The 26,234-nt window shown below is 63.3% G+C and carries 21 protein-coding genes; 14 read left to right on the top strand and 7 right to left on the bottom strand.

Annotated elements, in window-relative coordinates; genetic code table 11:
- The first annotated feature begins 11 nt into the window (after positions 1 to 11).
- The gene (phaZ, locus tag AC1Z32_RS00715) at positions 12 to 1,226 is read left to right on the top strand and encodes a polyhydroxyalkanoate depolymerase (RefSeq protein ID WP_483476798.1); all 1,215 of its coding nucleotides are present in this window, start codon (positions 12 to 14) and stop codon (positions 1,224 to 1,226) included.
- A 432-nt stretch (positions 1,227 to 1,658) separates the two neighbouring features.
- On the opposite strand, the gene AC1Z32_RS00710 is transcribed toward phaZ, so the two are convergent.
- The gene (locus AC1Z32_RS00710) at positions 1,659 to 2,636 is read right to left on the bottom strand and encodes a YncE family protein (RefSeq protein ID WP_483478169.1); all 978 of its coding nucleotides are present in this window, start codon (positions 2,634 to 2,636) and stop codon (positions 1,659 to 1,661) included.
- Between the two features lie 165 nt (positions 2,637 to 2,801).
- Here AC1Z32_RS00710 and AC1Z32_RS00705 point away from each other — a divergent pair, with 165 nt between their 5' ends.
- Positions 2,802 to 3,788 (top strand): Vgb family protein, encoded by a 987-nt coding sequence (locus AC1Z32_RS00705; protein WP_483478168.1) that lies wholly within the window; start codon positions 2,802 to 2,804, stop codon positions 3,786 to 3,788.
- A 228-nt stretch (positions 3,789 to 4,016) separates the two neighbouring features.
- Here AC1Z32_RS00705 and AC1Z32_RS00700 read toward each other — a convergent pair whose 3' ends face one another.
- The 3 genes from AC1Z32_RS00700 to AC1Z32_RS00690 all read right to left on the bottom strand — a co-directional run bounded on the left by AC1Z32_RS00700 (position 4,017) and on the right by AC1Z32_RS00690 (position 5,753).
- Positions 4,017 to 4,304, bottom strand: a complete 288-nt coding sequence (locus tag AC1Z32_RS00700) for an MFS transporter (RefSeq protein ID WP_483476797.1) — start codon at positions 4,302 to 4,304, stop codon at positions 4,017 to 4,019.
- 4 nt (positions 4,305 to 4,308) lie between these two features.
- Complete coding sequence (locus AC1Z32_RS00695) at positions 4,309 to 4,500, bottom strand: hypothetical protein (RefSeq protein ID WP_483476796.1); 192 nt, start codon at positions 4,498 to 4,500, stop codon at positions 4,309 to 4,311.
- 98 nt (positions 4,501 to 4,598) lie between these two features.
- Positions 4,599 to 5,753, bottom strand: coding sequence for a PLL family lectin (locus tag AC1Z32_RS00690; protein ID WP_483476795.1), 1,155 nt, complete (start codon positions 5,751 to 5,753; stop codon positions 4,599 to 4,601).
- Between the two features lie 1,171 nt (positions 5,754 to 6,924).
- Between AC1Z32_RS00690 and AC1Z32_RS00685 the strand changes: the two genes are divergently transcribed.
- The 9 genes from AC1Z32_RS00685 to AC1Z32_RS00645 all read left to right on the top strand — a co-directional run bounded on the left by AC1Z32_RS00685 (position 6,925) and on the right by AC1Z32_RS00645 (position 17,149).
- Positions 6,925 to 9,309, top strand: a complete 2,385-nt coding sequence (locus AC1Z32_RS00685; protein WP_483476794.1) for a bifunctional salicylyl-CoA 5-hydroxylase/oxidoreductase — start codon at positions 6,925 to 6,927, stop codon at positions 9,307 to 9,309.
- A 2-nt stretch (positions 9,310 to 9,311) separates the two neighbouring features.
- Positions 9,312 to 10,073, top strand: a complete 762-nt coding sequence (locus AC1Z32_RS00680) for an SDR family NAD(P)-dependent oxidoreductase (RefSeq protein WP_483476793.1) — start codon at positions 9,312 to 9,314, stop codon at positions 10,071 to 10,073.
- On the top strand, positions 10,070 to 10,630 hold the full coding sequence (locus AC1Z32_RS00675) for a MarR family winged helix-turn-helix transcriptional regulator (protein ID WP_483476792.1): 561 nt from the start codon (positions 10,070 to 10,072) through the stop codon (positions 10,628 to 10,630). Before AC1Z32_RS00680 ends, AC1Z32_RS00675 begins: the two co-directional genes overlap by 4 nt.
- Positions 10,631 to 10,641: 11 nt before the next feature.
- The gene (locus AC1Z32_RS00670) at positions 10,642 to 11,493 is read left to right on the top strand and encodes an enoyl-CoA hydratase family protein (RefSeq protein WP_483476791.1); all 852 of its coding nucleotides are present in this window, start codon (positions 10,642 to 10,644) and stop codon (positions 11,491 to 11,493) included.
- The gene (locus AC1Z32_RS00665; protein ID WP_483476790.1) at positions 11,494 to 12,675 is read left to right on the top strand and encodes an acyl-CoA dehydrogenase family protein; all 1,182 of its coding nucleotides are present in this window, start codon (positions 11,494 to 11,496) and stop codon (positions 12,673 to 12,675) included.
- Complete coding sequence (locus AC1Z32_RS00660; protein ID WP_483476789.1) at positions 12,672 to 13,121, top strand: acyl-CoA thioesterase; 450 nt, start codon at positions 12,672 to 12,674, stop codon at positions 13,119 to 13,121. The genes AC1Z32_RS00665 and AC1Z32_RS00660 overlap by 4 nt, the downstream gene beginning before the upstream one ends.
- Positions 13,122 to 13,404: 283 nt before the next feature.
- Positions 13,405 to 13,800: a RidA family protein gene (locus AC1Z32_RS00655; protein WP_483476788.1), complete on the top strand. Its 396-nt coding sequence runs from the start codon at positions 13,405 to 13,407 to the stop codon at positions 13,798 to 13,800.
- A gap of 12 nt (positions 13,801 to 13,812) precedes the next feature.
- Positions 13,813 to 15,450, top strand: coding sequence for an AMP-binding protein (locus AC1Z32_RS00650; RefSeq protein ID WP_483476787.1), 1,638 nt, complete (start codon positions 13,813 to 13,815; stop codon positions 15,448 to 15,450).
- 91 nt (positions 15,451 to 15,541) lie between these two features.
- A complete protein-coding gene (locus AC1Z32_RS00645) occupies positions 15,542 to 17,149 on the top strand; it encodes an ABC transporter substrate-binding protein (protein WP_483476786.1) in 1,608 nt (535 codons plus the stop codon).
- 12 nt (positions 17,150 to 17,161) lie between these two features.
- Here AC1Z32_RS00645 and AC1Z32_RS00640 read toward each other — a convergent pair whose 3' ends face one another.
- Positions 17,162 to 17,428, bottom strand: coding sequence for a hypothetical protein (locus AC1Z32_RS00640; RefSeq protein WP_483476785.1), 267 nt, complete (start codon positions 17,426 to 17,428; stop codon positions 17,162 to 17,164).
- A 473-nt stretch (positions 17,429 to 17,901) separates the two neighbouring features.
- Between AC1Z32_RS00640 and proP the strand changes: the two genes are divergently transcribed.
- On the top strand, positions 17,902 to 19,356 hold the full coding sequence (gene proP / locus AC1Z32_RS00635; RefSeq protein ID WP_483478167.1) for a glycine betaine/L-proline transporter ProP: 1,455 nt from the start codon (positions 17,902 to 17,904) through the stop codon (positions 19,354 to 19,356).
- Between the two features lie 12 nt (positions 19,357 to 19,368).
- Here proP and AC1Z32_RS00630 read toward each other — a convergent pair whose 3' ends face one another.
- Complete coding sequence (locus AC1Z32_RS00630; RefSeq protein WP_483476784.1) at positions 19,369 to 19,977, bottom strand: DJ-1/PfpI family protein; 609 nt, start codon at positions 19,975 to 19,977, stop codon at positions 19,369 to 19,371.
- Between the two features lie 107 nt (positions 19,978 to 20,084).
- Here AC1Z32_RS00630 and AC1Z32_RS00625 point away from each other — a divergent pair, with 107 nt between their 5' ends.
- Both AC1Z32_RS00625 and AC1Z32_RS00620 read left to right on the top strand, forming a co-directional pair.
- On the top strand, positions 20,085 to 21,428 hold the full coding sequence (locus tag AC1Z32_RS00625; RefSeq protein ID WP_483476783.1) for an aminotransferase-like domain-containing protein: 1,344 nt from the start codon (positions 20,085 to 20,087) through the stop codon (positions 21,426 to 21,428).
- 362 nt (positions 21,429 to 21,790) lie between these two features.
- A complete protein-coding gene (locus tag AC1Z32_RS00620; protein WP_483476782.1) occupies positions 21,791 to 24,301 on the top strand; it encodes a hybrid sensor histidine kinase/response regulator in 2,511 nt (836 codons plus the stop codon).
- On the opposite strand, the gene AC1Z32_RS00615 is transcribed toward AC1Z32_RS00620, so the two are convergent.
- Positions 24,243 to 26,186 carry a CaiB/BaiF CoA-transferase family protein gene (locus AC1Z32_RS00615; RefSeq protein ID WP_483476781.1) on the bottom strand — a complete coding sequence of 648 codons (1,944 nt, stop codon included), beginning with the start codon at positions 26,184 to 26,186 and terminating at the stop codon, positions 24,243 to 24,245. The two genes, AC1Z32_RS00620 and AC1Z32_RS00615, sit on opposite strands and share 59 nt — an antisense overlap.
- Positions 26,187 to 26,234: the final 48 nt, after the last annotated feature.

The following is a 26,234-nucleotide window of genomic DNA, read 5'->3' as shown; positions in this document are numbered from 1 at the left end:
GAGCCAAGTTCATGTCCTATCACTGGCTCGAGTGGCAACGCGGCATGTTCGACGCATGGAAGGGCGTCGCACCGCCCGCCATGAACTTCTATCCCTGGCTCGCGAGTGCCGCAGGCGCCAACACCGCGCCGCCGCCGTTTGCCATCGGTTGTATCGAGGATGGCAACGAGACATGTCCCGTCGATGAGTGTGTAGTCGACCATGTGCCGTTCTGTTCGCTGCGGCGTTTCTCGCGCGCATGGCCCGCGCAAAAAAGCGAAGACAGCCGCGCGCCGAGAGAAGCGGTCTTCGTGTGCGCGCCCCTTGCCGGGCATCATGCGGTGATGATGCGGGAATCGGTCGAATCGCTACTGCAGCACGCGGACGTGTATATCACCGACTGGATCGACGCGCGCGACATCGCGCCCGAGGCAGGTCCGCTGAGTCTCGAGGACTACGTGCTCACGCTGGAGCGCTTCGTGCGGCGCGCTCAGCAGGAAGCCGGTGCGCTGCATCTGCTCGCCGTGTGTCAGGCGGCACCGCCGGCCCTCGCCGCCGCTGCCTTGCGCGCCGACGCGGGAGACGAGCCGCTTGCGAGTCTGACGCTGATCGGCGGTCCGGTAGACGCACGCCTGAATCCGACCGCACTCGAGCGATTCGCACAGAGCCGTGAGCGCGCATGGTTTAGCGCATGGGTCATCGATACGGTTCCCGCGCCCTATGCCGGCGCGACACGACGGGTATATCCCGGCTACCTGCAACAGGCGGGGATATTGACGGGGCATCCCGAGCGGCAGTTCGCGCTTGCAATCCGCTACTGGATGAGCGCCATTCGAGCGTCCGCTGAGCCTCTCGCGCAGGCGCAGCGTGCGTTCGACGAATATGCGGCGGTGCTGGACATGCCGGAGGCCTATTTTCTCGACACCATCCAGGTCGTCTTCCAGGAGGCCCTTCTTGCACGCGGACTGTGGCGCATCGGTGGGCGGCCGGTTCGACTCGCGGCGCTGTCCGGCCTGCCGCTCTATACGGTCGAAGGTGGTCGTGACGACATCACCGGTGCGGGCCAGACCCACGCCGCGCATGCGCTTTGCGCGAACACCGGCGCGGCGCGAAGCCGCCTGACCATCGACGACTGCAATCACTACGATCTCTTCACCGGCCCGCGCTGGCATGACATCGTTCAGCCGGCTCTGCGAAAATTCTGGCGCTCGCTCGACACGCCCTGTCATGCGCACAACCCGGAATGAATCAGTCAGTCTCTTCGGAGCCGTCGACAAAGCGGGAAAGCAATCGCTCCAAGCGTTCCCGCTGCCGTGGAATCAACCCCGGCGTCGATCGAACTTCGATCACTCGAGCGCGCCAATAGGTTCGCGCAAACATCGAATCGGCGCCCTCTCCCGCGAGGACTCGCTCGAGATGGTCGATCTCGCTATCGACACTTCTGGGCGCGCAAATGCTTCCGCGTCCCAGTTTCGGGGACGAAGTTCTCTTCATTGTCTCTCAGGTTCATTGTGCCGACGAAGCGTTCACGCCTGCCTTCGCCGTACCTTTCTGCAAGGTATGTTCTAAATGTGTAGAAAGCCTACATCAAAAGGAACGCGTGGTTGGAGAGGGTAAATGCGGATTTTGCGGAGCCTCGCTTATCCGCCAAAGCTTGCGGATACTTTCCGTGCGCGCGTTCAATGTGGCCGCGGCACCATGACGCGCAACACCGGATGCCCGTCTACGCTTGCCAGCGGGAAGTACGATCGGCGCGTCGCCGCATCGACGTATACGACGTGAGCATTCGGGCCCAGACGACCCGCGCCGGACTTCGTGACGCGTGCCCCTTCGATGCGGAACATCGATGCGACACCTGCTTCCCCTGCCACGTACACCGTGTTCGCGGACGCGTCGAAGGCAAGCACGTCGGGATCTCGTCCGACGTCGAAGGACTGGGTTACGCGCATCGCGCGCATATCGAGTATAAGCAACCGGCTGTTCCCTTCGCAGGCAATGAATGCAAGACGGGATTGCGGCACGATAAGCAAGCCGTGATTGCCGTTCGCGCCGGGCAAGCCGATCCGCGTGACGATTGTGTCCGTGGCCGGATCGATTTCCATCAGCTGCCGGCGCGTCTGGACGTTGACGAAGATATGCCCCGAGACGGGATCATATTGCGTGTTGCCCGCCTCACCGCCGAGCGCGATCGTCTTGACGCGCCGATTCGTCGAAACATCGATCACGGTCTCGGTCTTTCCCGCTTCATCGGAGACGTAAAGCTTGTGTGCTTCGGGCGCATAAGCCATGCCGTCCGGATAGACGCCGCCCGGCATGCGCGCGACGATCTTCAGCGTCTTCTCGTCGAATGCGATGATCTCGTTCGTCCCGGTCGCCGACGCGAACACGCGCGACAACTGCGGGACCACCAGCACGCCATGCACGGCATCGACTTGGGGTATCGTATCGACGACGCGCGCGTGTTGCGTATCGAAGACGACGATCTCGCCATCGCCCAGATGCGCGATGAACAACAGATGGCGTTCGGGATCTCCGCTTTCGTAGTCAAAGCGCGATGCGCGTCCGGGCAATGGAACATCCCCCACGTGTTGAAGCGGAAGATGCGTCACATCGGGCTCGTCCGCCGCCGAGGAAATGCGCGGCGTCAGTTGGGCCATGAATGCAGCAGCGAGCAGCAGTGCGCAACCGCGGCGCGAGGCCGAGCGTGGGCTATGTCGTAACGAGTCCATGCGCTTCCTCCGTCGAAACGGATCTGGCAATGCGCAGCGAGCAGTATCGCCGGCACCTCCTGTGCCATAGGGGCGAACATGATTTTCATCGCAATGTTCTTCCGGTATTGTGCGCCGGTTCTTGTCGGCGCCCTGGTCGCGACGGCTTCGGCGCAGGCCCAGCCTCCATCCTTCGATTCATTCGCCGTTCCTTCCGGCAGCGCCCCGCACGACGTCGCGCCGTCGCCGGACGGAACGGTGTGGTACACCGCGCAGGCACGAGGCGCGGTCGGACGGCTGGACCCGCGAAGCGGCAAGATCGACCCCGTCGCGCTCGGCGACGGGTCGGCACCGCACGGCGTCATCGTCGGTCAGGATGGGGCGGCATGGATCACGGACGGCGGGCTGAACGCAATCGTGCGCGTCGATTCGAAGACACTCGCGGTCAAGCGCTTTCCATTGCCCAAGGACCGGCGGAACGCGAATCTGAACACGGCGGTCTTCGATAGGCGAGGCCATCTCTGGTTTACGGGGCAAAGCGGAATCTACGGCGAGCTCGATCCGGCGAGCGGCCACATGCGCGTATTCGATGCGCCGCGTGGTCCCGGCGCGTACGGCATCTGCGTCACCGCTGACGGCAGCGTGTATTTCGCGTCCCTGGCTGGCAGCTATCTTGGCCGTATCGATCCGGTGAGCGGCGCGGCAGAGGTCATCGAGCCGCCAACACCGGATCAAGGCGCGCGGCGAGTATGGTCCGATTCGAAGGGACGCGTCTGGGTCAGCGAGTGGAATGCAGGAAAGGTGGGCATGTTCGACCCCGCAACACATCAATGGCGGGAATGGCCGCTGCCCGGCCCGAATCCGCATGCGTACGCGATATTCGTCGATGACAAGAACATCGTCTGGCTCAGTGAATGGAGCGCCAACGCATTAGTGCGCTTCGACCCGCGGACCGAGCGATTCGACACGCTTGCGCTGCCACGGCCACACGCGAACGTGCGTCAGATGATGGGGCGCCCCGGCGAAGTCTGGTTGTCCGAATCCGGCACCGATCATCTGTTGCGGTATCCGTCGGATAAAGCGCGTTCCGGCAGCGACTGACGGTGATCCGAGACAGTAAAGCCGGTCACGGCGGCGGTCCTTCAAAAGGCCGCTCTGAATGGAACGTCGGCAGATAGAACACGACGACAGACACACCCATCTGGATCAGGAAGAACACGAAGCCAAATACAGCACCGTGCGATTCGCAAGCGTCGCGATGAGGGCTCGTTTTTCGTCGGCATCGAGCCACGTCGCATCGGCTGGGTTGTCATCGAGATAGAAGTACGCTCATACTCCTGCGGCGGTCGCTGCGAGGCCTTCGAGCATGAACATCCGCTGATAGCCGAGCATGCCGTCGAAGCGCAACAGGTAACCTGACAACGGCGCACCGAACATGAACGCGAGCGGCGCGCCAAGGTAGAACAGGCCCATCGCCTTCGCGCGCCGTGCATCGGGAAACCAGTAGGTCAGATAGAGCATCACGCCGGGGAAGAAGCCCGCCTCGCACGCGCCCAGCACGAAGCGCAGCATCTGGAAACTCGTCGGTCCCTGCACGAACATCGTCGCCGAGGACACCAGATCAAGTCACCATGATGCGGCACATCCACCTACGCGCGCCGACCTTGTGCAACGCGAGATTGCTCGGCACTTCGAGCAACACATAAGCGATGAAGAAGATGCTCGCACCGAACGCGAACGCCGCATCCGAGATGCCAACGACATCATGAAGCGCCTGCTTTGCGAAGCCGACGTTTGCGCGACTCGATCCCACTCGTGAACCGATCGATCAAACGGCGTTGAACAAAAGATATCGCCAAAACTTGAACGCGCAGAAGACGACCCGTTCTTCGACGCGTTCAAGCGGGTCTTTTAGAAGCGGCTATTGAAATTACCTCCAAGACCTTCCCAGCTAGTGGGTCCCGGGAACCATGCGCCAGCCCATGCCTTGTGATACATCTGGTTGTCCGTGCCGAGGCCGAAGATGTCGAGGCGATTGTTGCCCCACGAGGTCACCGACGGCGGACTTGTGAACACACCACCCAGTCCTTCCCATCCGGTCGGGGACGGGAACCATGCACCGGCCCAAGCCTTGTGATACATCTGGTTGTCGGTGCCGATTCCGAAGATATCCAGCCGATTGGGCCCCCAGGACTCCACCGCGGGCATGCTGTTGAATACTCCTCCCAGCGGTTCCCATCCCCCCGGCGACGGAAACCATGCCCCTGCCCAGGCCTTGTGATACATCTGGTTGTCGGTCCCCAGTCCGAATATGTCGAGACGATCTGGCGCCCACGAAACGACGGCCGGGGGACTCGAGAACACGCCGCCCAGCGGCTCCCATCCTAGTCCTGACGGATGCCACGAGCCGTCCCAGGCCTTGTGGTACATCTGGTTGTCCGTGCCGAGCCCGAAGATATCGAGGCGGTTGAGACCCCATGAGACGACTGCGGGCGGGCAGGCGAACACGCCACCGAGGTATTCCCAGCCCGTGGGCGATGGAAACCAGCCACCGGCCCATGCTTTGTGATACATCCCGTTATCAGTGCCGAGACCGAAAATGTCGAGACGGTTGCTGCCCCATGACGCGGCCGCCGGAGGGCTGTTGAAACGCCCGCCCAGCGCTTCCCAGCCGCCCGGAGACGGAAACCATCCCCCGGCCCAGGCCTTGTGATACATCTGGTTGTCTGTGCCGAGGCCGAAGATGTCGAGCCTGTTCTGAGCCCATGAAACCGCGGAGGACTGACTGCTGAATACGCCTCCCAATCCTTCCCATCCGGTCGGCGAAGGAGACCAGAAGTTGCCATTCCAGGCCTTGTGATACATCTGGTTATCGTTGCCGAGACCAAAAATATCGAGGCGATTCGGGCCCCACGAAACGCTCGAGACGGCCGACTTCTGGCGCCCGACCTGAGCGACGACCGGCGTCATGGCGCTCAACGCTGCCAGCCCGCCGATACCAAGCAGCGTCGCCTTGCCCATCGTTTCCAGAACGTCGCGCCGCGTCACATTCCTCGTCGTATGCATGAGCCCTCCTTTGGCCAGAGGCCATTAGGAAATCGGATCCCCGCTCAGTCTGTTCTTGTTGCTACGGACGTCGAATAAGTGCCGACGCCATTCGGTCGCGAGCGCGCGCAGCCGCCTCCTTCCAATCAAGGGAGTTCGTCGATTCGCCAGATTGAGTTCTATCGAACGTGCGCAATTTTTTTGTCGCGTCTGCGCGTTCGATACCGCGTCGTCTCGCTGGAATCAGATCATCGTCGGGTAGATGAAAGGCGATGGCCGGAAGCCATCCCTCAGGTCCACTGATGGTTTTATGGCCGGTGTCTCAAACAATAGATCGTTTACGGTGAACTTCAAGCCTGTCTATCAGCTGGCAATGCGTACCTTTTTTGACGGCGTGCGAGCACCAAAATTTATCTAGATAACAGTCCGAAATATTATGAACGTCCGTGAAGAATCTAAAGGATTTAACTGCATACGTTACTCGTTCCGTTTGTGATTGTTACATCGAGCCTTACCCGGGAGACTGGGTCGAGACTTTCCAACCATCCGCCTATATCATTCGCACAATTGATAGTCTTCGAGTGCCGTTTCTGTACTGCGCACCGCTCACGTTCCGCTTTGGCGACGACGCCTGGGCGATGCTACGTTCCCGCTCACGTCATGTGGACGACACATTCAATCACAATGGCTTATCGGGGTCGCAATACAACGTATATCCCCGTCGCTTCGTGCTTGCCGTCACGCGTTTAAATTCGCGCGAGGTATTAAAAACGCCGTGAATCAAGGCAGCTGGACCAACTCACATTGCTTGCTACAAGATGATTGTCGCGCTCGAAGAGACGCGATAGAGGAAGTGGCCGAATGAAACTGATCGCCGACAAAGCGAGGTTCCCATTGAGATCGCCATATGCGCCTTGCATCGTCCTCACTCGCTGAAACAACTGCGTTCCAGAGCAAGATCATGGATCGCGGACGTTTCCCCGCCATCGCGCGCGCACTGCACCAGTTCCATCCCCGCCTCGTTGTTCGCTTAAACATTGTTCAAAGCCCGTCTCGGCATCGATACCGGACTTGCGGCTGAATGCGAGGGTTACCGAGGGCTCCAGTTACGCCCCGCCCGTCAATTTACTTGACATCTAAACTATCAAGACCTAAATTATCGACTTAGGGAGACACCAGTCGGAGAGCAAGCATGCGCATCGTCTGCATCGGCGGAGGCCCGGCGGGCCTGTATTTCAGCCTTTTGATGAAGCACCGCCACCCCACTTACGACATCACCGTGGTGGAACGCAACCGTCCTTACGACACATTCGGATGGGGCGTGGTCTTCTCCGATCAGACCCTCGGCAATCTGCGCGCGGCAGACCCGCAAAGCGCCGACGCCATTCTCGGCGCCTTCAATCACTGGGACGACATCGAAGTCCATATCAACGGCCGCACGATCCGCTCGTCGGGACACGGCTTCTGCGGCATCGGCCGCAAACGTCTGCTGAATATCCTGCAGGCGCGTTGCGAACAGCTCGGCGTGAAGCTCGTCTTCGAAACGCAGGTCACGAACGACGACGACTACGACGCCGACCTCATCATCGCGAGCGACGGCCTCAACAGCGCGATCCGTCAGAAATACGCGTCGACATATCGGCCCGATATCGATATGCGCGATTGCCGCTTCGTGTGGCTCGGCACGAACAAATGCTTCGACGCCTTCACGTTCGCCTTCGAAAAGACCGAATGGGGCTGGTTTCAGGCGCATGCCTATCGCTTCGACGAGAACACCTCGACGTTCATCGTCGAGGCGCCCGAGCGCGTCTGGCGCGCGGCGGGCCTCGCCGACATGAGCAAGGAAGACGGCATCGCGTTCTGCGAAAAGCTTTTCGCAAAGTATCTCGACGGCCATGCGCTGATCTCGAACGCCACGCATCTGCGCGGCTCCGCGCAATGGATTCGCTTTCCTCGCGTCGTGAATCGCGAATGGGTGCATTGGCGCGACGATGCGAACGGCAAGCGCACGCCCGTCGTCCTGATGGGCGATGCCGCGCATACCGCGCACTTCTCCATCGGCTCCGGCACGAAGCTCGCGCTCGAGGATGCCATCGAGCTCGCCAATAGCATCGACACCGCGTTCGCGAAGCAGGAAGGCGATCTCGAAGGCGCGCTCGAACACTACACGCAGGTGCGCAGCGTCGATGTGCTACGCATCCAGAACGCAGCGCGCAATTCGACGGAATGGTTCGAGCACGTGGACCGTTACGCGTCGTTCGAGCCCGAGCAGTTCGCGTATTCGTTGCTCACGCGCTCGCAGCGCATCTCGCATGAAAACCTGCGTGAACGCGATGCGCGCTATCTCGCCTCGTTCGAAGACTGGCTCGCCGCGCGCGCGGGCATCGAACGCAATGCGCAGCAACGTTCCGTTCCGCCGATGTTCACGCCCTTCAAACTGCGCGGCGTGACGTTGAAGAATCGCGTGGTCGTCTCACCGATGGCGCAGTATTCCGCCGTCGATGGCATCGCGGGCGACTATCACCTGGTGCATCTCGGCGCGCGTGCGATGGGCGGCGCCGCGCTCGTCATGACGGAGATGACGTGCGTATCGCCTGAAGCGCGCATCACGCCGGGATGTCCGGGCATGTATGCGCCGGAGCATCTCGCCGCGTGGAAGCGCATCGTCGATTTCGTGCATGCGCAATCGGATGCGAAGATCGGCATGCAACTCGGCCATGCCGGTGCGAAGGCATCGACGCGCGTGAGCTGGGAAGGCATCGATCAGCCGCTTCCCGAAGGCAACTGGCCGCTCGTTTCCGCTTCGCCGCAACAGTATTTGCAGGGCGTGAGCCAGTGGTCGCGCGAGGCGTCGCATGAAGAATTGCGCGAGATCGAAGCGCAATTCGTGCGCGCCGCCGAAATGGCCGCGCAAGCCGGCTTCGACTGGCTCGAACTACATTGCGCGCACGGCTATTTCCTGTCGAGCTTTCTCTCGCCATTGACCAATCATCGCACCGATGAATACGGCGGCTCGCTGGACCATCGCCTGCGTTATCCGCTCGAAGTCTTCAAGGCCATGCGCGCGGTCTGGCCGCAGGACAAGCCAATGTCCGTTCGCATCTCCGCGCACGATTGGGTTGACGGCGGCACGACGCCCGACGACGCCGTCGAAATCGCGCGCGCCTTCAAGACAGCGGGCGCGGACATGATCGATGTCTCGTCGGGACAGGTCAGCAAGCAGGAAAAGCCCGTGTTCGGCCGCATGTTCCAGACGCCGTTCGCCGATCGCATCCGCAACGAAGCGGGCATCGCGACGATCGCGGTCGGTGCGATATCCGAAGCGGACCATGTGAACAGCATCATCGCGGCGGGACGCGCCGATCTGTGCGCGGTGGCGCGTCCGCATCTCGCGAATCCGTCGTGGACCTTGAACGAAGCGGCGAAGATCGGCTACTTCGATATCGCCTGGCCGAAGCAATACGTCGCCGCCAAATCGCAACTCGAACGCAATCTGGAACGCGAGCGCGCGATGGCCGCCGACAATGCGCGCCTCACGCCGCAAGAACGCGCGCAACGCGCCGAAGGAACGGTCTGATCATGACAGCTCTCGTCGATAAACATGCGGTCGTGACAGGCGGCGGCAGCGGCATCGGCGCCTCGTGCGCAGCGGTGCTCGCGCGTGCCGGTGCGCGCGTCACGCTGATGGGCCGCGATATCGCGCGTCTCGAAGCGCAGCGCGATGCGATGCGTTCATACGGGGATGTGGCGTGCATCAGTGTCGACGTCACGAATGAAACGGCCGTGAAAGAAGCGTTCATGCGCGCAGGCCCCGTCGATCTGCTCGTGAACAACGCAGGCCACGCGCAGGCCGCGCCCTTCACGCATACCGATGCCGCACTGTGGCAACGCATGCTCGATGTGAATCTCACCGGCGTGTTCCTCTGCACGCGCGCCGTATTGCCCGCGATGCTCGAACGCGGTTATGGCCGCATCGTGAACGTTGCGAGCACGGCGGGGCAAATCGGTTACGCGTATGTCGCCGCTTATTGCGCGGCGAAGCATGGCGTCATTGGCCTCACGCGCGCGCTCGCCGCCGAAGTGGCGACCAAAGGCATCACCGTCAACGCGGTCTGTCCCGGCTATACCGAAACGGAGCTGCTGCGCGCATCGCTCGATCAGATCATGGCGAAGACCTCGCGCAGCGAACAGGATGCACGCGAGGCACTCGTCCGAAACAACCCGCAACGCCGCTTCGTGCAGCCGGAAGAAGTCGCCAACGCCGTGTTATGGCTCTGCGCGCCCGGCTCCGAAGCGATGAACGGCCAATCTATTTCCGTATCAGGTGGAGAAGTAACGTGACCCACGCCGCACGCAACAAGAAAACGACGACCGCGACGGAGCCGAAACCGCCGCGCAAGGGCATTGAAAAGCCCGCGGAGAACGTCGTCGATCTGGAGATGAGCACGGGCACCGACAGTCACATGGGCCTGCGCCTGTGGCTGCGCATGCTGACCACGACGAACCTCGTGCAAGCCGAATTGCGCAAGCGGCTGCGCACCGAGTTCGATACCACGCTGCCGCGCTTCGACCTGATGGCGCAACTCGAACGTCATCCGGAAGGCTTGAAGATGACGGAGCTATCGCGCCGCATGATGGTCACGGGCGGCAACGTGACGGGCATCACCGATCAACTGGAAAAGGAAGGCCTGGTTTCACGCTATACCGATCCGAACGATCGCCGCTCGACCAGCGTGCGTCTCACGCCGCAAGGCCGCGCCGCGTTCGACAAGATGGCGACCGCGCATGAGCAATGGGTCGTCGAGATGTTCGGCGGTCTCGAGCTGAACGAGAAGTCGCAGACGCATCAGCGGCTCGGCAAGCTCAAGCAACATCTGATGAAGACATTGAAGGACTGAAGGAGACAACGATGACCTCATCCGCCGCCGACGCGCTTCTCGCCGGCAACCGCACGACGCTCGCGGCCTATCGCGCGAAGCATTTCGGCTGGTCCGTGACGAACAACGTCGCGACCATCGTGCTGAATCGCCCCGAGCGCAAGAACCCGCTGACCTTCGAATCGTATGCGGAGTTGCGGGACTTGTTCCGCCAGCTCGCCTATGCAACCGATGTGAAAGCCGTCGTGATTCACGGCGCGGGCGATAACTTCTGCTCCGGCGGCGACGTGCATGAAATCATCGCTCCGTTGATCGATCTGCCGATGCCCGAGCTGTTGCTCTTCACGCGCATGACGGGCGATCTCGTCAAGGCGATGCGCCATTGCCCGCAGCCGGTCATCGCCGCCGTCGATGGCGTGTGCGCAGGCGCGGGCGCGATTCTCGCGATGGCCTCCGATATGCGCCTCGGCACCGCGCGCAGCAAGCTCGCGTTCCTGTTCGCGCGCGTCGGTCTTGCGGGCTGCGACATGGGCGCGTGCTCGATCCTGCCGCGCATCATCGGTCAGGGGCGCGCATCGGAGCTGCTGTTCACGGGCCGTGCCGCGACCGGCGACGAAGGCTACAACTGGGGCTTCTATAACCGCCTCTGTGCGCCGGAAACGCTGCTCGACGAAGCCGCGAAACTCGCATCGGAACTCGTCGCGGGCCCGACCTTCGCGCACGGCATCACGAAAAAAATGCTGCATCAGGAATGGAGCATGAGCATCGACGAAGCGATCGAATCCGAAGCGCAGGCGCAGGCGATCTGCATGAGCACGCGGGATTTCGAGCGCGCGTATCGCGCATTCGCAGCGAAAACGCGCCCGGTGTTCGAAGGAGACTGAATGAACGCCGATCTTCACAGCGCGCTGGCGTGGCCCTTCTTCGATGAGCGTCATCGCGAACTCGCGCGCAATGCCGATGCATGGGCTGCCGCGCATCTGAAGCATGTGGATCACGCCGATACCGACGCGACCTGCAAGCGCCTCGTGCGCATGCTCGGCGATGCGGGCTGGCTCAGGCATTGCATCGGCGGCACGCAATACGGCGCATCGAATGACACGATCGATACGCGCGCCGTGTGTCTTCTGCGCGAAACGCTGGCGAAGCATGACGGCCTTGCCGATTTCGCCTTCGCGATGCAAGGGCTCGGGTCCGGCGCGATCTCGCTCGCGGGCACCGACGAACAGAAGGCGCGCTACTTGCCGCGCGTTGCAAGCGGCACGGCGTTGGCGGCATTTGCGTTGTCGGAACCCGAAGCAGGTTCGGACGTCGCGGCCATGTCGCTCGATGCACGGATCGATGGTGACGCCTACATGTTGAACGGCGACAAGACCTGGATCTCGAACGGCGGCATCGCGGACTTCTATGTCGTGTTCGCGCGCACCGGCGAAGCGCCCGGTTCACGCGGCATCAGCGCGTTCATCGTCGATGCGGACACGCCGGGCTTGCGCATCGCCGAACGCATCGACGTGATCGCACCGCATCCGCTCGCGCGCCTGCACCTCGACAACGCGCGCGTGCCGCGCAGCCAGATGCTCGGCGTGCCCGGCGAAGGCTTCAAGATCGCGATGCGCACGCTCGATATCTTTCGCACGTCGGTGGCGGCTGCATCGCTCGGCTTTGCGCGCCGTGCGATGCAGGAAGGACTCGATCGCGCCGCATCGCGCAAGATGTTCGGCCAGACGCTCGGCGATTTTCAACTGACGCAGGCGAAGCTCGCGCAGATGGCGTTGACCATCGACACGAGCGCGCTGCTCGTCTATCGCGCCGCCTGGCTGCGCGATCAGGGCGAAAGCGTCACGCGCGAAGCCGCCATGGCGAAGTGGCATGCGAGCGAAGGCGCGCAGCAAGTCATCGACGCGGCCGTGCAGTTGTGGGGCGGACTCGGCGTGAAGAGCGGCACGGCGGTGGAATCGCTGTACCGCGAGATTCGCGCGCTGCGCATTTACGAAGGCGCGACGGAAGTGCAGCAGTTGATCGTCGGACGGGATCTGTTGAAAGCGCATGGAGACGCCCAGCGATGAAGCCAACCTTCGATATGCCGATGCGCATCCGCTTCGCGCACTGCGATCCGGCGGGCATCGTGTACTTTCCGCAATACCTCGTGATGACGAACGCGCTCGTCGAGGACTGGTTCAACGATGCGCTCGGCATCGACTACGCAACGATGATAGCCGGGCGCCGCGTCGGGCTTCCCATCGTCAAGCTCAATTGCGAGTTCTCGAGGCCTAGCCGCATGGGCGAAACGGTGACGCTTTCGCTTGCCGTCGATTCGATCGGACAGCGCTCGATCCGCATCGATATCGTCTGTCATTGCGATGGCGAAGTGCGCTTTCACGCGAAGCAGGTTCTGGTGACGACATCGCTCGACGATGGCCGCTCGATAGACATTCCCGGCGACATAGCCCGCGCAATCGAGCAGTTCGCGCCCGGCACGAGCCGCGTATCGGCAGGGTCTGTTCAGATATGAAACGCGCATGCGAACGCCCGAAACCGGCTGTAGTGCAAGGAGCGCGGCGCGCCGTTTGGCGGCCCCAAACAAGCGACGCGCGACGCCGCAATACGGCCGATTTCGGGCGTTCCCCAAGAATGAATTTTTCTAGTCAGGGGTTGCCCCGTAAAGGGCCGCTCGCGGCGTCATGCTCCTCGCGAATACGCCCGGTATTAGCTTCGTCGCATTCCTTGCGATCGGCCCTTTACGGGGCAGCGCATGCGCGTTTCATATCTGAACAGACTCTAGTGGAGACACGCTCATGAAAAAGACGCTTCTGCCTTCGGGCTGGGTCAAGCCGCGCGGCTATGCGAACGGCGTCGCGGTGCGCGGCACGCAGGTGTATATCGCCGGGCAGATCGGCTGGGACGAACAGGCGCGCTTCGTCAGCAAGGAATTCGGCGCGCAGGCCGCGCGGGCATTGCGCAATGTCGTTGACGTGCTGCGCGAAGCGGGCGGCAAGCCCGAGCATCTCGTGCGCATGACATGGTACGTCACCGACAAGCGCGCATATCTCGCGGCGGCGAAGGAAATCGGCGCGGCGTTTCGCGAGCTGATCGGCGATTACGACATCGCGATGAGCGCGGTGCAGGTGGTCGCGCTCATCGAAGACGAAGCACTGGTGGAAATCGAAGCCACGGCTGTCATTCCCGACTAAGCGGAGAGCACGATGGAACGGTCAGCACATGTCGATACATTCGCGCGCGATCATTTGCCGCCGCAGGATCAATGGCCGGTGTTCATGCTCGACAACGCGGATGTCGCCTACCCCGCGCGCATGAATTGCGCGACGGAACTGCTGGAGCGCGCGATCGAAAGCGGTCACGGCGATCGTCCCGCGATCTGGTCCGATGTGAACGGCGCGCCGCATGCAACGAGTTATCGCGAGTTGCGCGCGCTCGTGAATCGCAGCGCGCATGTGCTTGTCGATGAAATGGGCTTGCGTCCGGGCAATCGCATACTTCTGCGCGGCCCGAATACCTTGCAGATGGCCGTCGCGTTCTTTGCGGCGTTGAAGGCGGGACTCGTCGTCGTGCCGACCATGCCGCTGTTGCGCGCGAAGGAGCTCAAGCAGATCATCGACAAGGCGCACATTTCCGCGGCGCTATGCGACGTGCGCCTCACCGAAGAACTGGCACGCTGCCGCGAGCCAGGCGGCGAGTTCCATTGCGAAACGCTCGCGCAAGTCCTCATGTTTCACGACGATGCACGGGGCTCGCTCGAATCGCTCGCCGCATCGAAGCCCGATCATTTCGAGGCATGCGATACCGCCGCCGATGACGTGTGCCTCATCGCGTTCACGAGCGGCACAACGGGCGCGCCGAAGGGCTGCATGCATTTTCATCGCGACGTGATTGCGATGTGCGATCTCTTCCCGCGCCACATCCTGAAGCCCACGTCCGACGATGTGTTCTGCGGCACGCCGCCGCTCGCGTTCACGTTCGGGCTCGGCGGCTTGCTGTGCTTTCCGCTGCGTGCCGGTGCATCGACGGTGCTGCTCGAAAAGCTCACGCCCGAAACGCTGCTGCAAACCGTCGAGCGCTTTCGCGCGACGATCATGTTCACCGCGCCGACGTTCTATCGGCAGATGGCGCCGCTCATCAAAAGCTTCGATATCGCGAGCCTGAAGAAGACCGTGTCGGCGGGCGAGGCCTTGCCCGATTCGACGCGCGCATTGTGGCGCGACGCGAGCGGCATCGAGATGATAGACGGCATCGGCGGCACGGAAATGATCCATATCTTCATCTCGTCCGCGGGCGATGACGTGCGCGAGCATGCGATCGGGCGCGCGGTGCCGGGTTACATCGTGCAGGCCGTCGACGATGCGATGCAGCCCGTGCCGCCCGGAACGATCGGCAAGCTCGCGGTGCGCGGCCCGACAGGCTGCCGCTATCTCGCCGACGAGCGTCAGTCGAAGTTCGTGCGCGACGGCTGGAATCTGCCTGGCGATTCCGTCGTCATCGATGAAGACGGCTACGTGTTCTATCAGGCGCGCGCCGACGACATGATCGTATCGGCGGGCTACAACATCTCCGGGCCGGAAGTGGAAAGCGTGCTGATGCAGCATGAAGCCGTCGCGGAATGCGGCGTGATCGGCGTGCCCGACGAAACGCGCGGGCAGATCGTGAAGGCGTTCGTCGTGCTCAATCCCGGCTTCGATCGCGACGATGCACTGATTGCCGAGTTGCAGGACTTCGTGAAGCGCAACGTCGCGCCCTATAAGTATCCGCGTGTCGTCGTGTTCCTCGATGCGCTGCCGCGCACCGAAACGGGCAAGCTCAAACGTTTCGCATTGCGCGCAATGTAGCGCGATCGCGAAACAAAAACGTTTGCTTGGTAGAGTATGGCTCACGCCCGCCGCGAGGCGGCTTGCCCACTCTTCCGAGCAAACAAGAAAAATGCTTTCGACGCAACGCCTCCTTGCCGTTTCGATCTTCGCCGCATTCGCAATGAGTTCGCAAGCCGCATCGGCTGCGGGCAAAACGCTCGTGTTCTGTTCCGAAGGCAGTCCCGCCGGCTTCGACTCCGCGCAATACACGACCAGCACCGATTTCGACGCGGGCGCGCACGCAGTCTACGATCAGCTCGTCGAATTCAAGCGCGGCACGCTCGATCTCGTGCCGGGTCTCGCTGAGAAGTGGGACGAGTCGCCGGATGCGAAGACCTTCACGTTTCATCTGCGGCGCGGCGTGAAGTTTCAGTCGACCGCGTGGTTCAAGCCCACGCGCGACTTCAACGCGGACGATGTCGTGTTCACGTTCAAGCGCATGATCGATCCGAACGAGCCGTTTCAGAAGGCGCATCCCGTCAGCTTTCCGTATCTGACCGATCTCGGCTACGACAAGAACATCGCCTCCGTCGACAAGCTCGACGACTACACCGTGCGCTTCACGCTCAAGACGCCGGATGTCGTGTTCGTGCGCAACATCGCGATGGAGTTCGCATCGATCGTTTCGGGCGAGTATGCCGCGCAATTGCTCAAGCAGGGCAAGCCCGAGGACCTCAATCAAAAGCCCGTGGGCACGGGCGCATTCGTGTTCCGCGACTATCAGAAGGATTCGACGATCCGCTACGACGCTAACCCGGCATACTGGAACCGGAAGGACGTGCACATCGACAAGCTCGTCTTCTCGATCACGCCGGATGCGGCGGTGCGCCAGCAGAAGCTGTCGAGCGGCGAATGCCAGGTGACGTCGTTTCCGCGCCCCGCCGATATCGCCGCGTCGAAGAACGATCCGAAGCTCACGGTGCTCTCGGGTGTCGGGTTCAACGTCGCGTATGTGGGCTACAACACGACGCACAAGCCGCTCGACAATGTGAACGTGCGCCGCGCGCTCGACATGGCTATCGACAAGCAGGCGATCATCCGGACGGTCTACGAAGGCGCGGCCACCGTCGCGACGAACCCGATGCCGCCATCGCAATGGTCGTATAACAAGGCGCTCAAAGACGCGCCGCACGATCCCGCGAAAGCGAAAGAGCTATTGAAGACAGCAGGCTTTCCGAACGGCTTCACGATCACGCTCTGGGCCATGCCGGTGCAGCGCGGCTATAACCCGAACGCGCGGCTGATGGCGCAACTGATTCAATCCGACTGGGCGAAGATCGGCGTGAAGGCGAACATCGTCACCTACGAATGGGCCGAGTACAACAAGCGCGCGAAGACCAACGGCGAGCACGATGCGATTCTCTACGGCTGGCTCGGCGATAACGGCGATCCCGACAACTGGCTCGGCACGACGCTCGGTTGCGATGCGGTTCACGGCAGCAACATGGCGAAGTGGTGCAACAGGCAGTTCGACGATCTGCTCGCGAAAGCGCGCCTCGTCACGGATCAGAATGCGCGCACGAAGCTCTACGAAGAAGCGCAGGTGGTCTTCAAGGATCAGGTGCCTTACACGCCGCTCGCGCACGCGAACATCTTCCAGCCTATCTCGAAGCGCGTGCACGGCTATCTGATCAGCCCGCTCGGCGGGCATCGCTTCGACGGCATCACGCTCGATTGATCGCTTACGTTATCAGCCGCCGCGATACCACGCGTCGATGCTGTCGCGCTGCTCGCGCTTGCCTGATTGCGTCTTGTATGCGTCGCCGCCGCCGACATCGGGCGAATCGCGCCTGACATCCTTCGCGCTCGTGGCATGAACGGCGTGCGTGCCGTGCGATACCGGCGCGACCTTGCCCTGGCAATGCATGTTCGCCGTGGCGCAATCGGCGGCGAAGGCGGAAGCGGCCGGCAATGCGGCGCTCGCGAACAGGATGAGGGCGAAGGCTTTCGCTTTCATGGCGACTCCAGTGAACGTGTCGATAAAAAAAGAGGCGCGATCAATCAACGCGTTCGCCGGACTCGAACATCGTGTTGAAGGCATCATCGCGCCCGCTTCGACAAGTGCATGGCCCATGCCAATCGCAATGGGTGCGTCGCTCCAATTCGCTGGAAGCCTTGATGGCAAAGGGAATGAGCGGGAGGCGCGGTCATCTGCGCAGAAGAGCATTGTCGGGGCGCGGCCAACGCTTGCGCCGCGCCGTGTGCGTCTCGATCCGACAGCACGAACGGGCGAGTGTCGTTTTCTGCCGATTTCCGGACGCGTGAGCGAAGGCAAGCACGTGCCGCGGTCCGCACACTCTATCGACCCATCATGCCGAGGGCCGCGCGCCTCATCGGCGACCTTCTGCTCGAACACATCGCCGTCCCGCGTGTTCGCCTTGAAAATCAGGAGTGAGACAATTGAGCCCCTCGCACGAGCGCAATGCCGGAATCAAACCTTCGCCGCCCCTCACGCTGGGCGATATCACCATCGTCGATCATGCGCTTCTGAAGCGTGCCGTGGGCGCGATGGCGCTCGGCAACGCCATGGAATGGTTCGACTTCGGCGTCTATAGCTATATCGCCGTCGTATTGGGCCAAGTATTTTTTCCGTCGAGCAGTCCGTCCGCGCAACTGATCGCGACCTTCGGGACGTTCGCCACCGCCTTTCTCGTGCGGCCGATCGGCGGCATGGTGTTCGGTCCGCTCGGCGACAAGATCGGCCGCCAGCGCGTGCTCGCCATGACGATGATCATGATGGCCGTCGGCACTTTCTGTATCGGCCTGATTCCGAGCTATAGCTCGATCGGCATCTACGCGCCCGTGCTGCTGCTCGTCGCGCGTCTCGTGCAGGGCTTCTCCACGGGCGGCGAGTATGGCGGCGCAGCCACGTTCATCGCCGAATTCTCGACCGATTCGCGGCGCGGCTTTTACGGCAGCTTTCTCGAAGTGGGCACGCTCGCGGGTTATATCCTCGGCGCGGGCACGGTCGCGCTGCTGACCGCGCTGCTCTCGCACGACGCGCTGCTTTCGTGGGGATGGCGCGTACCCTTCATGATCGCGGGTCCGCTCGGGCTCGTCGGCCTGTATATCCGCATGAAGCTCGAAGAAACGCCGGCCTTCAAGAAGGAAGCCGAGACGCGCGAAGCGCATGAACGGTCGCGCCCGAAGCAAACGTTCAAGCAACTGGTCACGCAGCAGTTCAAGCCGATGATGCAGTGCGTGGGCCTCGTGCTGATCTTCAACGTCACCGATTACATGGCGCTGTCGTACCTGCCGAGCTTTCTGTCGGCGACGCTGCATTTCGACGAAACCCACGGCCTCTTTCTCGTGCTGCTCGTGATGGTGCTGATGATCCCGATGACGCTCTTCGCGGGGCATCTCTCCGATCTGATCGGCCGCAAGCCCGTGATGATGCTCGGCTGCATCGGTCTCTTCGTGTTGTCGATTCCCGCGCTGCTGCTCGTGCGCACGGGCGCGATGCTGCCGGTGTTTCTCGGCTTGCTGATCCTCGGCGCACTGCTTTCGACGTTCACGGGCGTCATGCCATCAGCGCTGCCCGCGCTCTTCCCGACGCGCATTCGTTACGGCGCGCTCGCTATCGGCTTCAACGTTTCGGTGTCCCTCTTCGGCGGCACGACGCCGCTCGTCACGGCATGGCTCGTCGATGCGACCGGCAATCTCATGATGCCGGCGTACTATCTGATGGCAGCATCGGCGATCGGCGTGGTGTCGGTGTTCGCGTTGCGCGAAACCGCGCGGCAGCCCCTGCTCGGCTCCGGGCCGTGCGTCGCGACGAAGGCGGAAGCGCTCTTCCTCGTGAGCAAGAAGCTGAAGGTCGTTCATTCGGCCAAGGGCAAGAGCAAGAGCCGGCAAGAGGCGGCGCCGAAGAGGAAGCGCGCATGAACGCGCGCGCCCTCAGACGCTGACTTCGACGAATGGCGCGATGTTCCGCATCGCGCGCTCCACGTACTCTTCCTTCTCTCCGACCGGCGCGACATAGTGCATCGCACTGCGCGCCGCGTCCGTGCCTTCGAGCCGCGCGATCACCCACGCTGCGAGATACTGCGACGCGAGGCATCCGCCCGCCGTGGCCACATTGCCGTTCGCGACAAAGGGTTGATCCAGCGTGCGCACGCCCGCTTCCTCGACCCACGGCTTCGTCGTGAGGTCCGTGCAGGCGGGAACGTCCTGAAGCAGGCCGAGCTTCGCGAGAATCAGCGTGCCCGAGCATTGCGCGGCGAGCAGTTGGCGCGCGGGATCGAGCCGGATGCGCACCATCAACGCGGCATCGGCGACGACTTCGCGCGTAAGCACGCCACTGCCGACGATCACGGCATCGGCGCGGGCGGCGTCTTCGAGCGTCGCCTGCGCTTTCAGGACGACGCCGTTCATCGAGCGCACTTCATCCGACGGACAAGCAATCGACACCTTCCAGCCCGGCTTCTTCACGCGATTGAGAATGCCGAGCGCGATGAGCGAATCGAGCTCGTTGAAGCCTTCGAACGTCAGAATGGCGATGTGCATGATGTCTCCTTTCAGCGCATGGATTGCATGAGCGCATGCTACGGGCAAAAGCAAATACAATCAAAAAATTGTCATGGATACACGCGATACATCCGATACGCCCGCTCATGCCGAAACCGCCTCGCTACAAGCAGATCGTCGACAGACTCGCGGATGACATCCGCTCGGGCCGGCTGAAGCCGGGCGCGCGCCTGCCGACGCATCGGGAACTGGCCGCGCGCGAGGGGCTCGGCATCGTGACCGCGACGCGCGTCTATGCGGAACTGAACACGATGGGCCTCGTCAGCGGCGAAACGGGGCGCGGCACGTTCGTCAAGGAGACGGTATTGCCGCGCGATCTGGGCATCGATCAGGTGGCGCTCGCCGCCGACATGCTCGATCTCAACTTCAACTATCCCGCGTTGCCCGGCCAGGCGGAGCTCCTGCGCAATGCGTTGCGGCAGTTGTCATCGGCGGGCGATCTGGAAGCGCTGCTGCGCTATCAGCCGCACGGCGGACGCACGCGCGACCGGGCGACGGTCGCGCGTCATCTGGCGCGTCGCGGCCTCGACGTGAGCGCGGACCGCGTGATGCTCGTCGACGGCGCCCAGCACGGTCTCGCCACGACCGTGATGGCGCTGCTGAAACCCGGCGATGTCGTCGCCGTGGACGCGCTGACCTATCCCGGCTTCAAGTTGCTGGCCGAGGCGCATCGGCTCGAACTCGCGCCTTTGCCCGCCCTGGGCGCGGGCCCCGATCCCGACGCGCTCGATGCGCTGTGCAGGCGCCGCCGTGTACGCGCCATCTACACGATGCCGACGCTCCACAATCCGCTCGGCTGGGTGATGACGGCGACGCGGCGCAGGCAACTGGTGTCGGTCGCGCGGCGGCACGGCCTCGTCGTCATCGAGGATGCCGCCTATGCCTTCCTCGCCGAAGACGCGCCGCCGCCGCTCGCCGCGCTCGCGCCGGAGCTGACCGTGCACGTGTCCGGGTTTTCGAAGAATGTGGCGACGGGCTTGCGTGTCGGTTATGTGGCCGCGCCGACCGAATGGGTGCGCAAGATCGAGCGTGCGATCCGCGTGACGACATGGAATACGCCCGGCGTGATGACGGCGATTGCGTGCGGCTGGCTGGAGGACGGCACGGTCGAGAGGCTCGAAGCAGAGAAGCGCGCTGATGCATCGATGCGTCAGCGCATTGCCGCGCGCGCGCTCGGGCGCCTGACGCGGATCGCGCATCCCTCTTCGTACTTCGTGTGGCTGCCGATGCCCGAGGACGTGCGCGCGGACCGCATCGCCGCGGCGTTGCTGGAACAGCGGATTTCGGTGTCGACGGCCGAGCCGTTCTCCACTGCGGCGCAGGTGCCGCATGCGCTGCGGCTGGCGCTGGGATCGGTGGAACCGGAAATGCTGGCCGAGGCGCTGGAGCGCGTGAGCGAAGTCGTCGGGCGGTATGCTTATTCGATGTAGCTTATTCTTGAATAAGCCGCGCCTATTATTTGGGCACAATTAGCTCACCGGCCGGAATCGCCAATCCGATTATCAGCGACGAATTTACCGAAGCGGAACTCGCTTCGCGCGGCAATCCATACTGAACCCCGATGAGACCGGGATTATCTGACTGGCTTTTCGAATAGCGAAACCGAAAGTTCGGGCAATAATCCCTGACGCCTTGCGCCGCCGCCCGCGTCGGTTCAAACACGCATTCCGCATCTCTCTTTTCGTCAAACGATTGCCGCTATATTTGTGTTCCAATTGAGGCGATTATCCGTCTCACAAACTCGCGATGCTTCCGCGATTCAACGTCGCGATCCATCGACTGGAAATGGTCTATGCGGACTCGATACGAGGCGTCGACACCGGAAAATAAAATCAAGGCGGAACAGAAGCGCCAGGCGAATTTCCAGAAATGGTTCGCCACGTTCGCCAGCCTCGCGCATTCGCGGCTGCCGCTTCCCGCCTATTTGCAGAAAGTCACCGACACGCTGAAAGAAGTCGCGGACGTCGCCTCCGCGGTGGTGGAATGGATCGAGGGCGACGAGCTCACATATCGCGCGGCGAGCGGCGCGGCGGCGGCGCACATCGGCACGCGGCTGCCCACATCCGGAAGCCTTTCGGGGCTTTGCATCACGCGCCAGCAGGCGCTCATCTGCCGCAATTCGGCCACCGATCATCGCGTGGACCGCGCCGCGTGCGAGGCGGTCGGCGCCGTATCGATGGTCGTCGCGCCGGTCGTCTACGAAGGCCGCTCGGTTGCCGTGCTGAAGCTCATCTCCGGCGAGGTCGATCGCTTCGCGCAATCGGACATCAGCATCCTCGATGCGTTTTGCGCGTGCATCGCGGAGACCATCGCGCGCGAGGACATCGCGCAGGAAAATCGCCAGCTCGTGAAGGAGAATGCGAGCGTCACGGCGGATCTGTCCGTCGAGTCGTCGCTGCGCACCGAGTACGAGAAAAAGCTCGCCGATGCCATGCGCCGCCGTCAGACCGTGCTCGACAACGCGCACGTCGCGTTCGTGTCGATGGACGAAGCGGGCATGGTCGTCGACTGGAACGAGGCCGCGACGCTGCTCTTCGGCTGGAAGGCGCAGGAAGTGGCAGGCAGGGAACTCGCGTCGTTCATCGTGCCGGAGCGCTTTCGCGACATGCATCGCAAGGGACTCACGCGTTATCTCGCGACGGGCGAGGCGCGCATGATCAACAAGCGCGTCGAGTTGCCCGCGTTGCGCCGCGACGGCAGCGAGTTCGCCGCCGAGCTGACGATCAGTGAAGTGTGGTACGAAGGCCAGCGCCAGTTCGCGTGCTTCGTGCACGACATCACGGACCGCCTCGTCGCGACCGAGGCGAATCAGCGCCTGCGTCTGCTCATCAACTCGGTGAGCGATTACGCGATCTGCATGCTCGACGAGGACGGCTACGTGCGCTCTTGGAACGACGGCGCGCACGCCATCTACGGCTTCACGGCCGAGGAAGCCATCGGCCGGCACTTCGCCCTCTTCTACACGTCCGACGAGCACGGCCGCGACCGCCCCGGCGACGATCTCGCGCTCGCCGCGAAGCGCGGCCGCGTCGAGCACGAGGACTGGCACGTGCGCAAGGACGGCTCGGAGTTCTGGGCGCACGTGATCCTGAGCGCATTGCCGAACGCCAACGGCGGCGAGCAGGGCTTCGTCAAGATCACGCGCGACATGACCGCGCGGCGGCGTCTCGAAGAACTGGAAGCGTCGAGCCGGCGCATGAACGAGTTCCTCGCGCTGCTCGGCCACGAATTGCGCAATCCGCTCGCGCCCATTCGCAACGCCGTGAGCATCCTGAAGCTGAAGGCATCGGACGACGCCGACGTGATCCGCAGCCGTCAGATCGTCGACCGGCAGCTCGCGCATCTCACCCACCTCGTCGACGATCTGCTCGAAGCCGGGCGCGTGAGCTCGGGCAAGATCCGCCTGACGACCGAGACCGTCGATATCGCCGATGTCGTGCATCTGAGCGTCGAAGCGAGCCAGCCTTTGTGCGACGAGCGCGGGCAGCGCATCGTCGTGCAGGACGGCGGCCAGCCGCTTTTCGTCAACGGCGATTCGACGCGGCTCGTGCAGGCGCTCAACAACCTGCTCAACAACGCGTCGAAGTTCAGCCCGCACGGCTCGACGATCACGCTCGAAACAGGGCCGCGTGGCGGCTCGGCCATGGTGCGCGTGATCGACGAAGGCCGCGGCATTTCCGCCGACGCGCTCGGCATCGTGTTCGATCTCTTCGTGCAGGAGCATCCGCCGGGCGCGCATGCCGACGAAGGCGGGCTCGGCATTGGCCTTACGCTCGTGCGCGCGATCGCGGAGCTGCACGGCGGGCATGTCGAGGCGAAGAGCGGCGGCGCGGGACAGGGCAGCGCGTTTTCGCTATGGCTGCCGCTCGCGGAGCCGCCCGTGCAAGGCGCATCGGCGGGCGCGCCGCCGTCCGCCGTCGCGAGCCGCCAGCTCGATGTGCTCGTCGTCGACGACAACCGCGACTCCGCCGACAGCATGACGCTGCTCGTCGATATGCTCGGCCATCAGGCGCGCGCCGCCTATGACGGACCCGGCGCGCTCGATTCGTTCGAGGTATCGCGGCCGCAGGTCGTGCTGCTCGACCTGTCGATGCCGGGCATGACGGGCTTCGACGTGATCCGGCGCATGCGCGACGACGGCAGGACGCCCGGCAGCCAGCGCGTGATCGTCGCGGCGATGACCGGCCTCGGCTCGGACGAGGACATCGCGCGCACACGCGCTGCCGGCTTCGATGCGCATCTCGTCAAGCCGGTCGGTCTTCCGGAACTGGAGCGGGTGCTGGCGCTGGCGGGGCGCGCCTGACAGCTTGCGGCGCGCCCGGCACGGCACGCACGCGCGCGGGCGTCTTCGTCAATCGATAAGGCAGCTTCAGCACCGGCCAGAACGCGCCGTTCGCATCGCGCGCGGCGCTCAGGACATCGGCGAGAAAGTCGCCGTCTTCGAGCAGCTCGTCGACACGCATCACCGGCACTGCATGCTCGATGATTCTCGCCGCCACGGCTTTCGGCTGCGTGATGCAGCGCGCGCGTTGCGCATCGGACACGCCGGCTTCGGTCCAGATGTGGCCGTCGAGGCAGGCGAGCGCCTGTCCGCGCGATTCGGCCTTGCCCGCCGCGAACAGCGCGCACCACGCGGCGACATCCTGCATCGAGATTTCGATGAACTCGCCAGCGCTCTCCGTCGACGATGCCAGCCGCGCGACAATTGCGAACAACGCGGCCTGCCCGCCGAGAATGTCCGCGCCCGATGCGCCGATCTTCACCGGCGCGCCTTCGCTCCGCGTGAGATCCATGAGGCCGCCCATCGCCTGGATGACGGTGTCGAACGCGGGCCGCGACGGATACGCCGACGCGATGCCGAAGCCCGATATGGAGCAATAGACGAGGCGCGGATTGATCGCGCCGAGCGCTTCGCGCGTGAAACCGAGCTTCGCGAGCGCGCCGGGGCGCAGGTTTTCGACGAGCACATCGGCGTCTTCGAGCAGTGTGCGCAAGTGCGCGCGATCGTCTTCCTGCTTGAGATCGAGCGCGATCGTCTCTTTGTCGGTGTTGTTGAGCGCGAAGAAATAGCTCGTGCCGCCCTGCCCCGGCGCCCACGAACGCGCGACTTCACCCTCGGGCGGCTCGATCTTCACGACCTGCGCGCCGAGCGCCGCGAGATGCTTGCCAACGAGCGGCGCCGTCGTGTACTGGCCGATCTCGATCACCTTGACGCCCGCGAGCGGCGCGGCATCGATGCGCTCACGCGTTTCCCGCTTCGCCACGGCGACCGCTTCGCTCAACGAGGACCGTGCGAAGACCGACACCCGCCGATACGTGCCGGCATCGATGCCGTCTGTTTCGATCGCGCGCGCCGCTTCCGGATGACGCATGCGGAAGTTCGGCTCGCGGTGCAAATCCCCGATGCCGACGATCGGCCCCGCCGCCACGCCGATGCGCTCGCAGATGCGCGTGCAGTCGCCGGTGGAAAGCGTCGCCGTCCAGGTTTCGATGAGCGGGTCGAGTGCATCGACATGACACACGCGATCCGCGAGCGTCCCGAAACGCGCGTCGTCGAGTTGCGGCACGCGCGCTTCCTGTCTGAGCTTGCGCCACTGTTCTTCGGTGCTCGTGCAAATGAGAATCCAGCCGTCGCGCGTGCGGTATGCGTTCCACGGCGCGCACGCCGGATGACGGTTGCCCACGCGTCCCGCCGTGCGGCGCGCGAACGCGGCGGGCAGGAAGGTCGTGAGCGCGCTCGCCGCGCAGCCCATCAGTGTCACATCGATGTTCTGCGCGATGCCGCGCCTGCGCTTCACGCGCACCGCCGACGCGATGGCCGACGCCGCATACAGCGCCGCCGATATCTCCGTCAGCGCAATGCCGATGCGCGCCGGCGCGCCATGCGCAAAGCCGGTCGTGTCCATGAGGCCGCTCATCGCCTGAACCTGCGCGTCGGTAAAGGGCTGGCCGGCGCGCGAATCCTGCGGGCCTGTCGCGGTGATGTCGCACACAATGCGCGTGCCCGATGCCTTCCATTGCGCGATTACGTTCGCATCGTCCGTATCCGACGAAACGACGATGACCTCGTAGCCCGAAACATCCGTCGCGGCGCAATCCACTTGCGCGCCCGCACGTTCGAGCAAAGTCGCGCACAGCTTCACCGCATCGCGCGCACCGCACGCCAACACTCGCAAACCTTCCAACATGATCGTCTCCTTCTCCGTATCTTCACGGCTGGCGCGCTCACGCCCGCG

The sequence above is a fragment of the Caballeronia sp. 11_S32 genome (genome assembly GCF_056930355.1).
The sequence above is the reverse complement of the archived record's forward strand: the minus strand, read 5'-3'. Positions and strand labels throughout refer to the sequence as shown.

Coding starts and splice junctions, on each gene's coding strand:
- phaZ (WP_483476798.1), top strand. CDS start 12: ATGTCCTATCACTGGCTCGAGTGGCAACGCGGCATGTTCGACGCATGG.
- AC1Z32_RS00710 (WP_483478169.1), bottom strand. CDS start 2,636: ATGGCCCAACTGACGCCGCGCATTTCCTCGGCGGCGGACGAGCCCGAT.
- AC1Z32_RS00705 (WP_483478168.1), top strand. CDS start 2,802: ATGTTCTTCCGGTATTGTGCGCCGGTTCTTGTCGGCGCCCTGGTCGCG.
- AC1Z32_RS00690 (WP_483476795.1), bottom strand. CDS start 5,753: ATGCATACGACGAGGAATGTGACGCGGCGCGACGTTCTGGAAACGATG.
- AC1Z32_RS00685 (WP_483476794.1), top strand. CDS start 6,925: ATGCGCATCGTCTGCATCGGCGGAGGCCCGGCGGGCCTGTATTTCAGC.
- AC1Z32_RS00680 (WP_483476793.1), top strand. CDS start 9,312: ATGACAGCTCTCGTCGATAAACATGCGGTCGTGACAGGCGGCGGCAGC.
- AC1Z32_RS00670 (WP_483476791.1), top strand. CDS start 10,642: ATGACCTCATCCGCCGCCGACGCGCTTCTCGCCGGCAACCGCACGACG.
- AC1Z32_RS00665 (WP_483476790.1), top strand. CDS start 11,494: ATGAACGCCGATCTTCACAGCGCGCTGGCGTGGCCCTTCTTCGATGAG.
- AC1Z32_RS00660 (WP_483476789.1), top strand. CDS start 12,672: ATGAAGCCAACCTTCGATATGCCGATGCGCATCCGCTTCGCGCACTGC.
- AC1Z32_RS00655 (WP_483476788.1), top strand. CDS start 13,405: ATGAAAAAGACGCTTCTGCCTTCGGGCTGGGTCAAGCCGCGCGGCTAT.
- AC1Z32_RS00650 (WP_483476787.1), top strand. CDS start 13,813: ATGGAACGGTCAGCACATGTCGATACATTCGCGCGCGATCATTTGCCG.
- AC1Z32_RS00645 (WP_483476786.1), top strand. CDS start 15,542: ATGCTTTCGACGCAACGCCTCCTTGCCGTTTCGATCTTCGCCGCATTC.
- AC1Z32_RS00640 (WP_483476785.1), bottom strand. CDS start 17,428: ATGAAAGCGAAAGCCTTCGCCCTCATCCTGTTCGCGAGCGCCGCATTG.
- AC1Z32_RS00630 (WP_483476784.1), bottom strand. CDS start 19,977: ATGCACATCGCCATTCTGACGTTCGAAGGCTTCAACGAGCTCGATTCG.
- AC1Z32_RS00625 (WP_483476783.1), top strand. CDS start 20,085: ATGCCGAAACCGCCTCGCTACAAGCAGATCGTCGACAGACTCGCGGAT.
- AC1Z32_RS00620 (WP_483476782.1), top strand. CDS start 21,791: ATGCGGACTCGATACGAGGCGTCGACACCGGAAAATAAAATCAAGGCG.
- AC1Z32_RS00615 (WP_483476781.1), bottom strand. CDS start 26,186: ATGTTGGAAGGTTTGCGAGTGTTGGCGTGCGGTGCGCGCGATGCGGTG.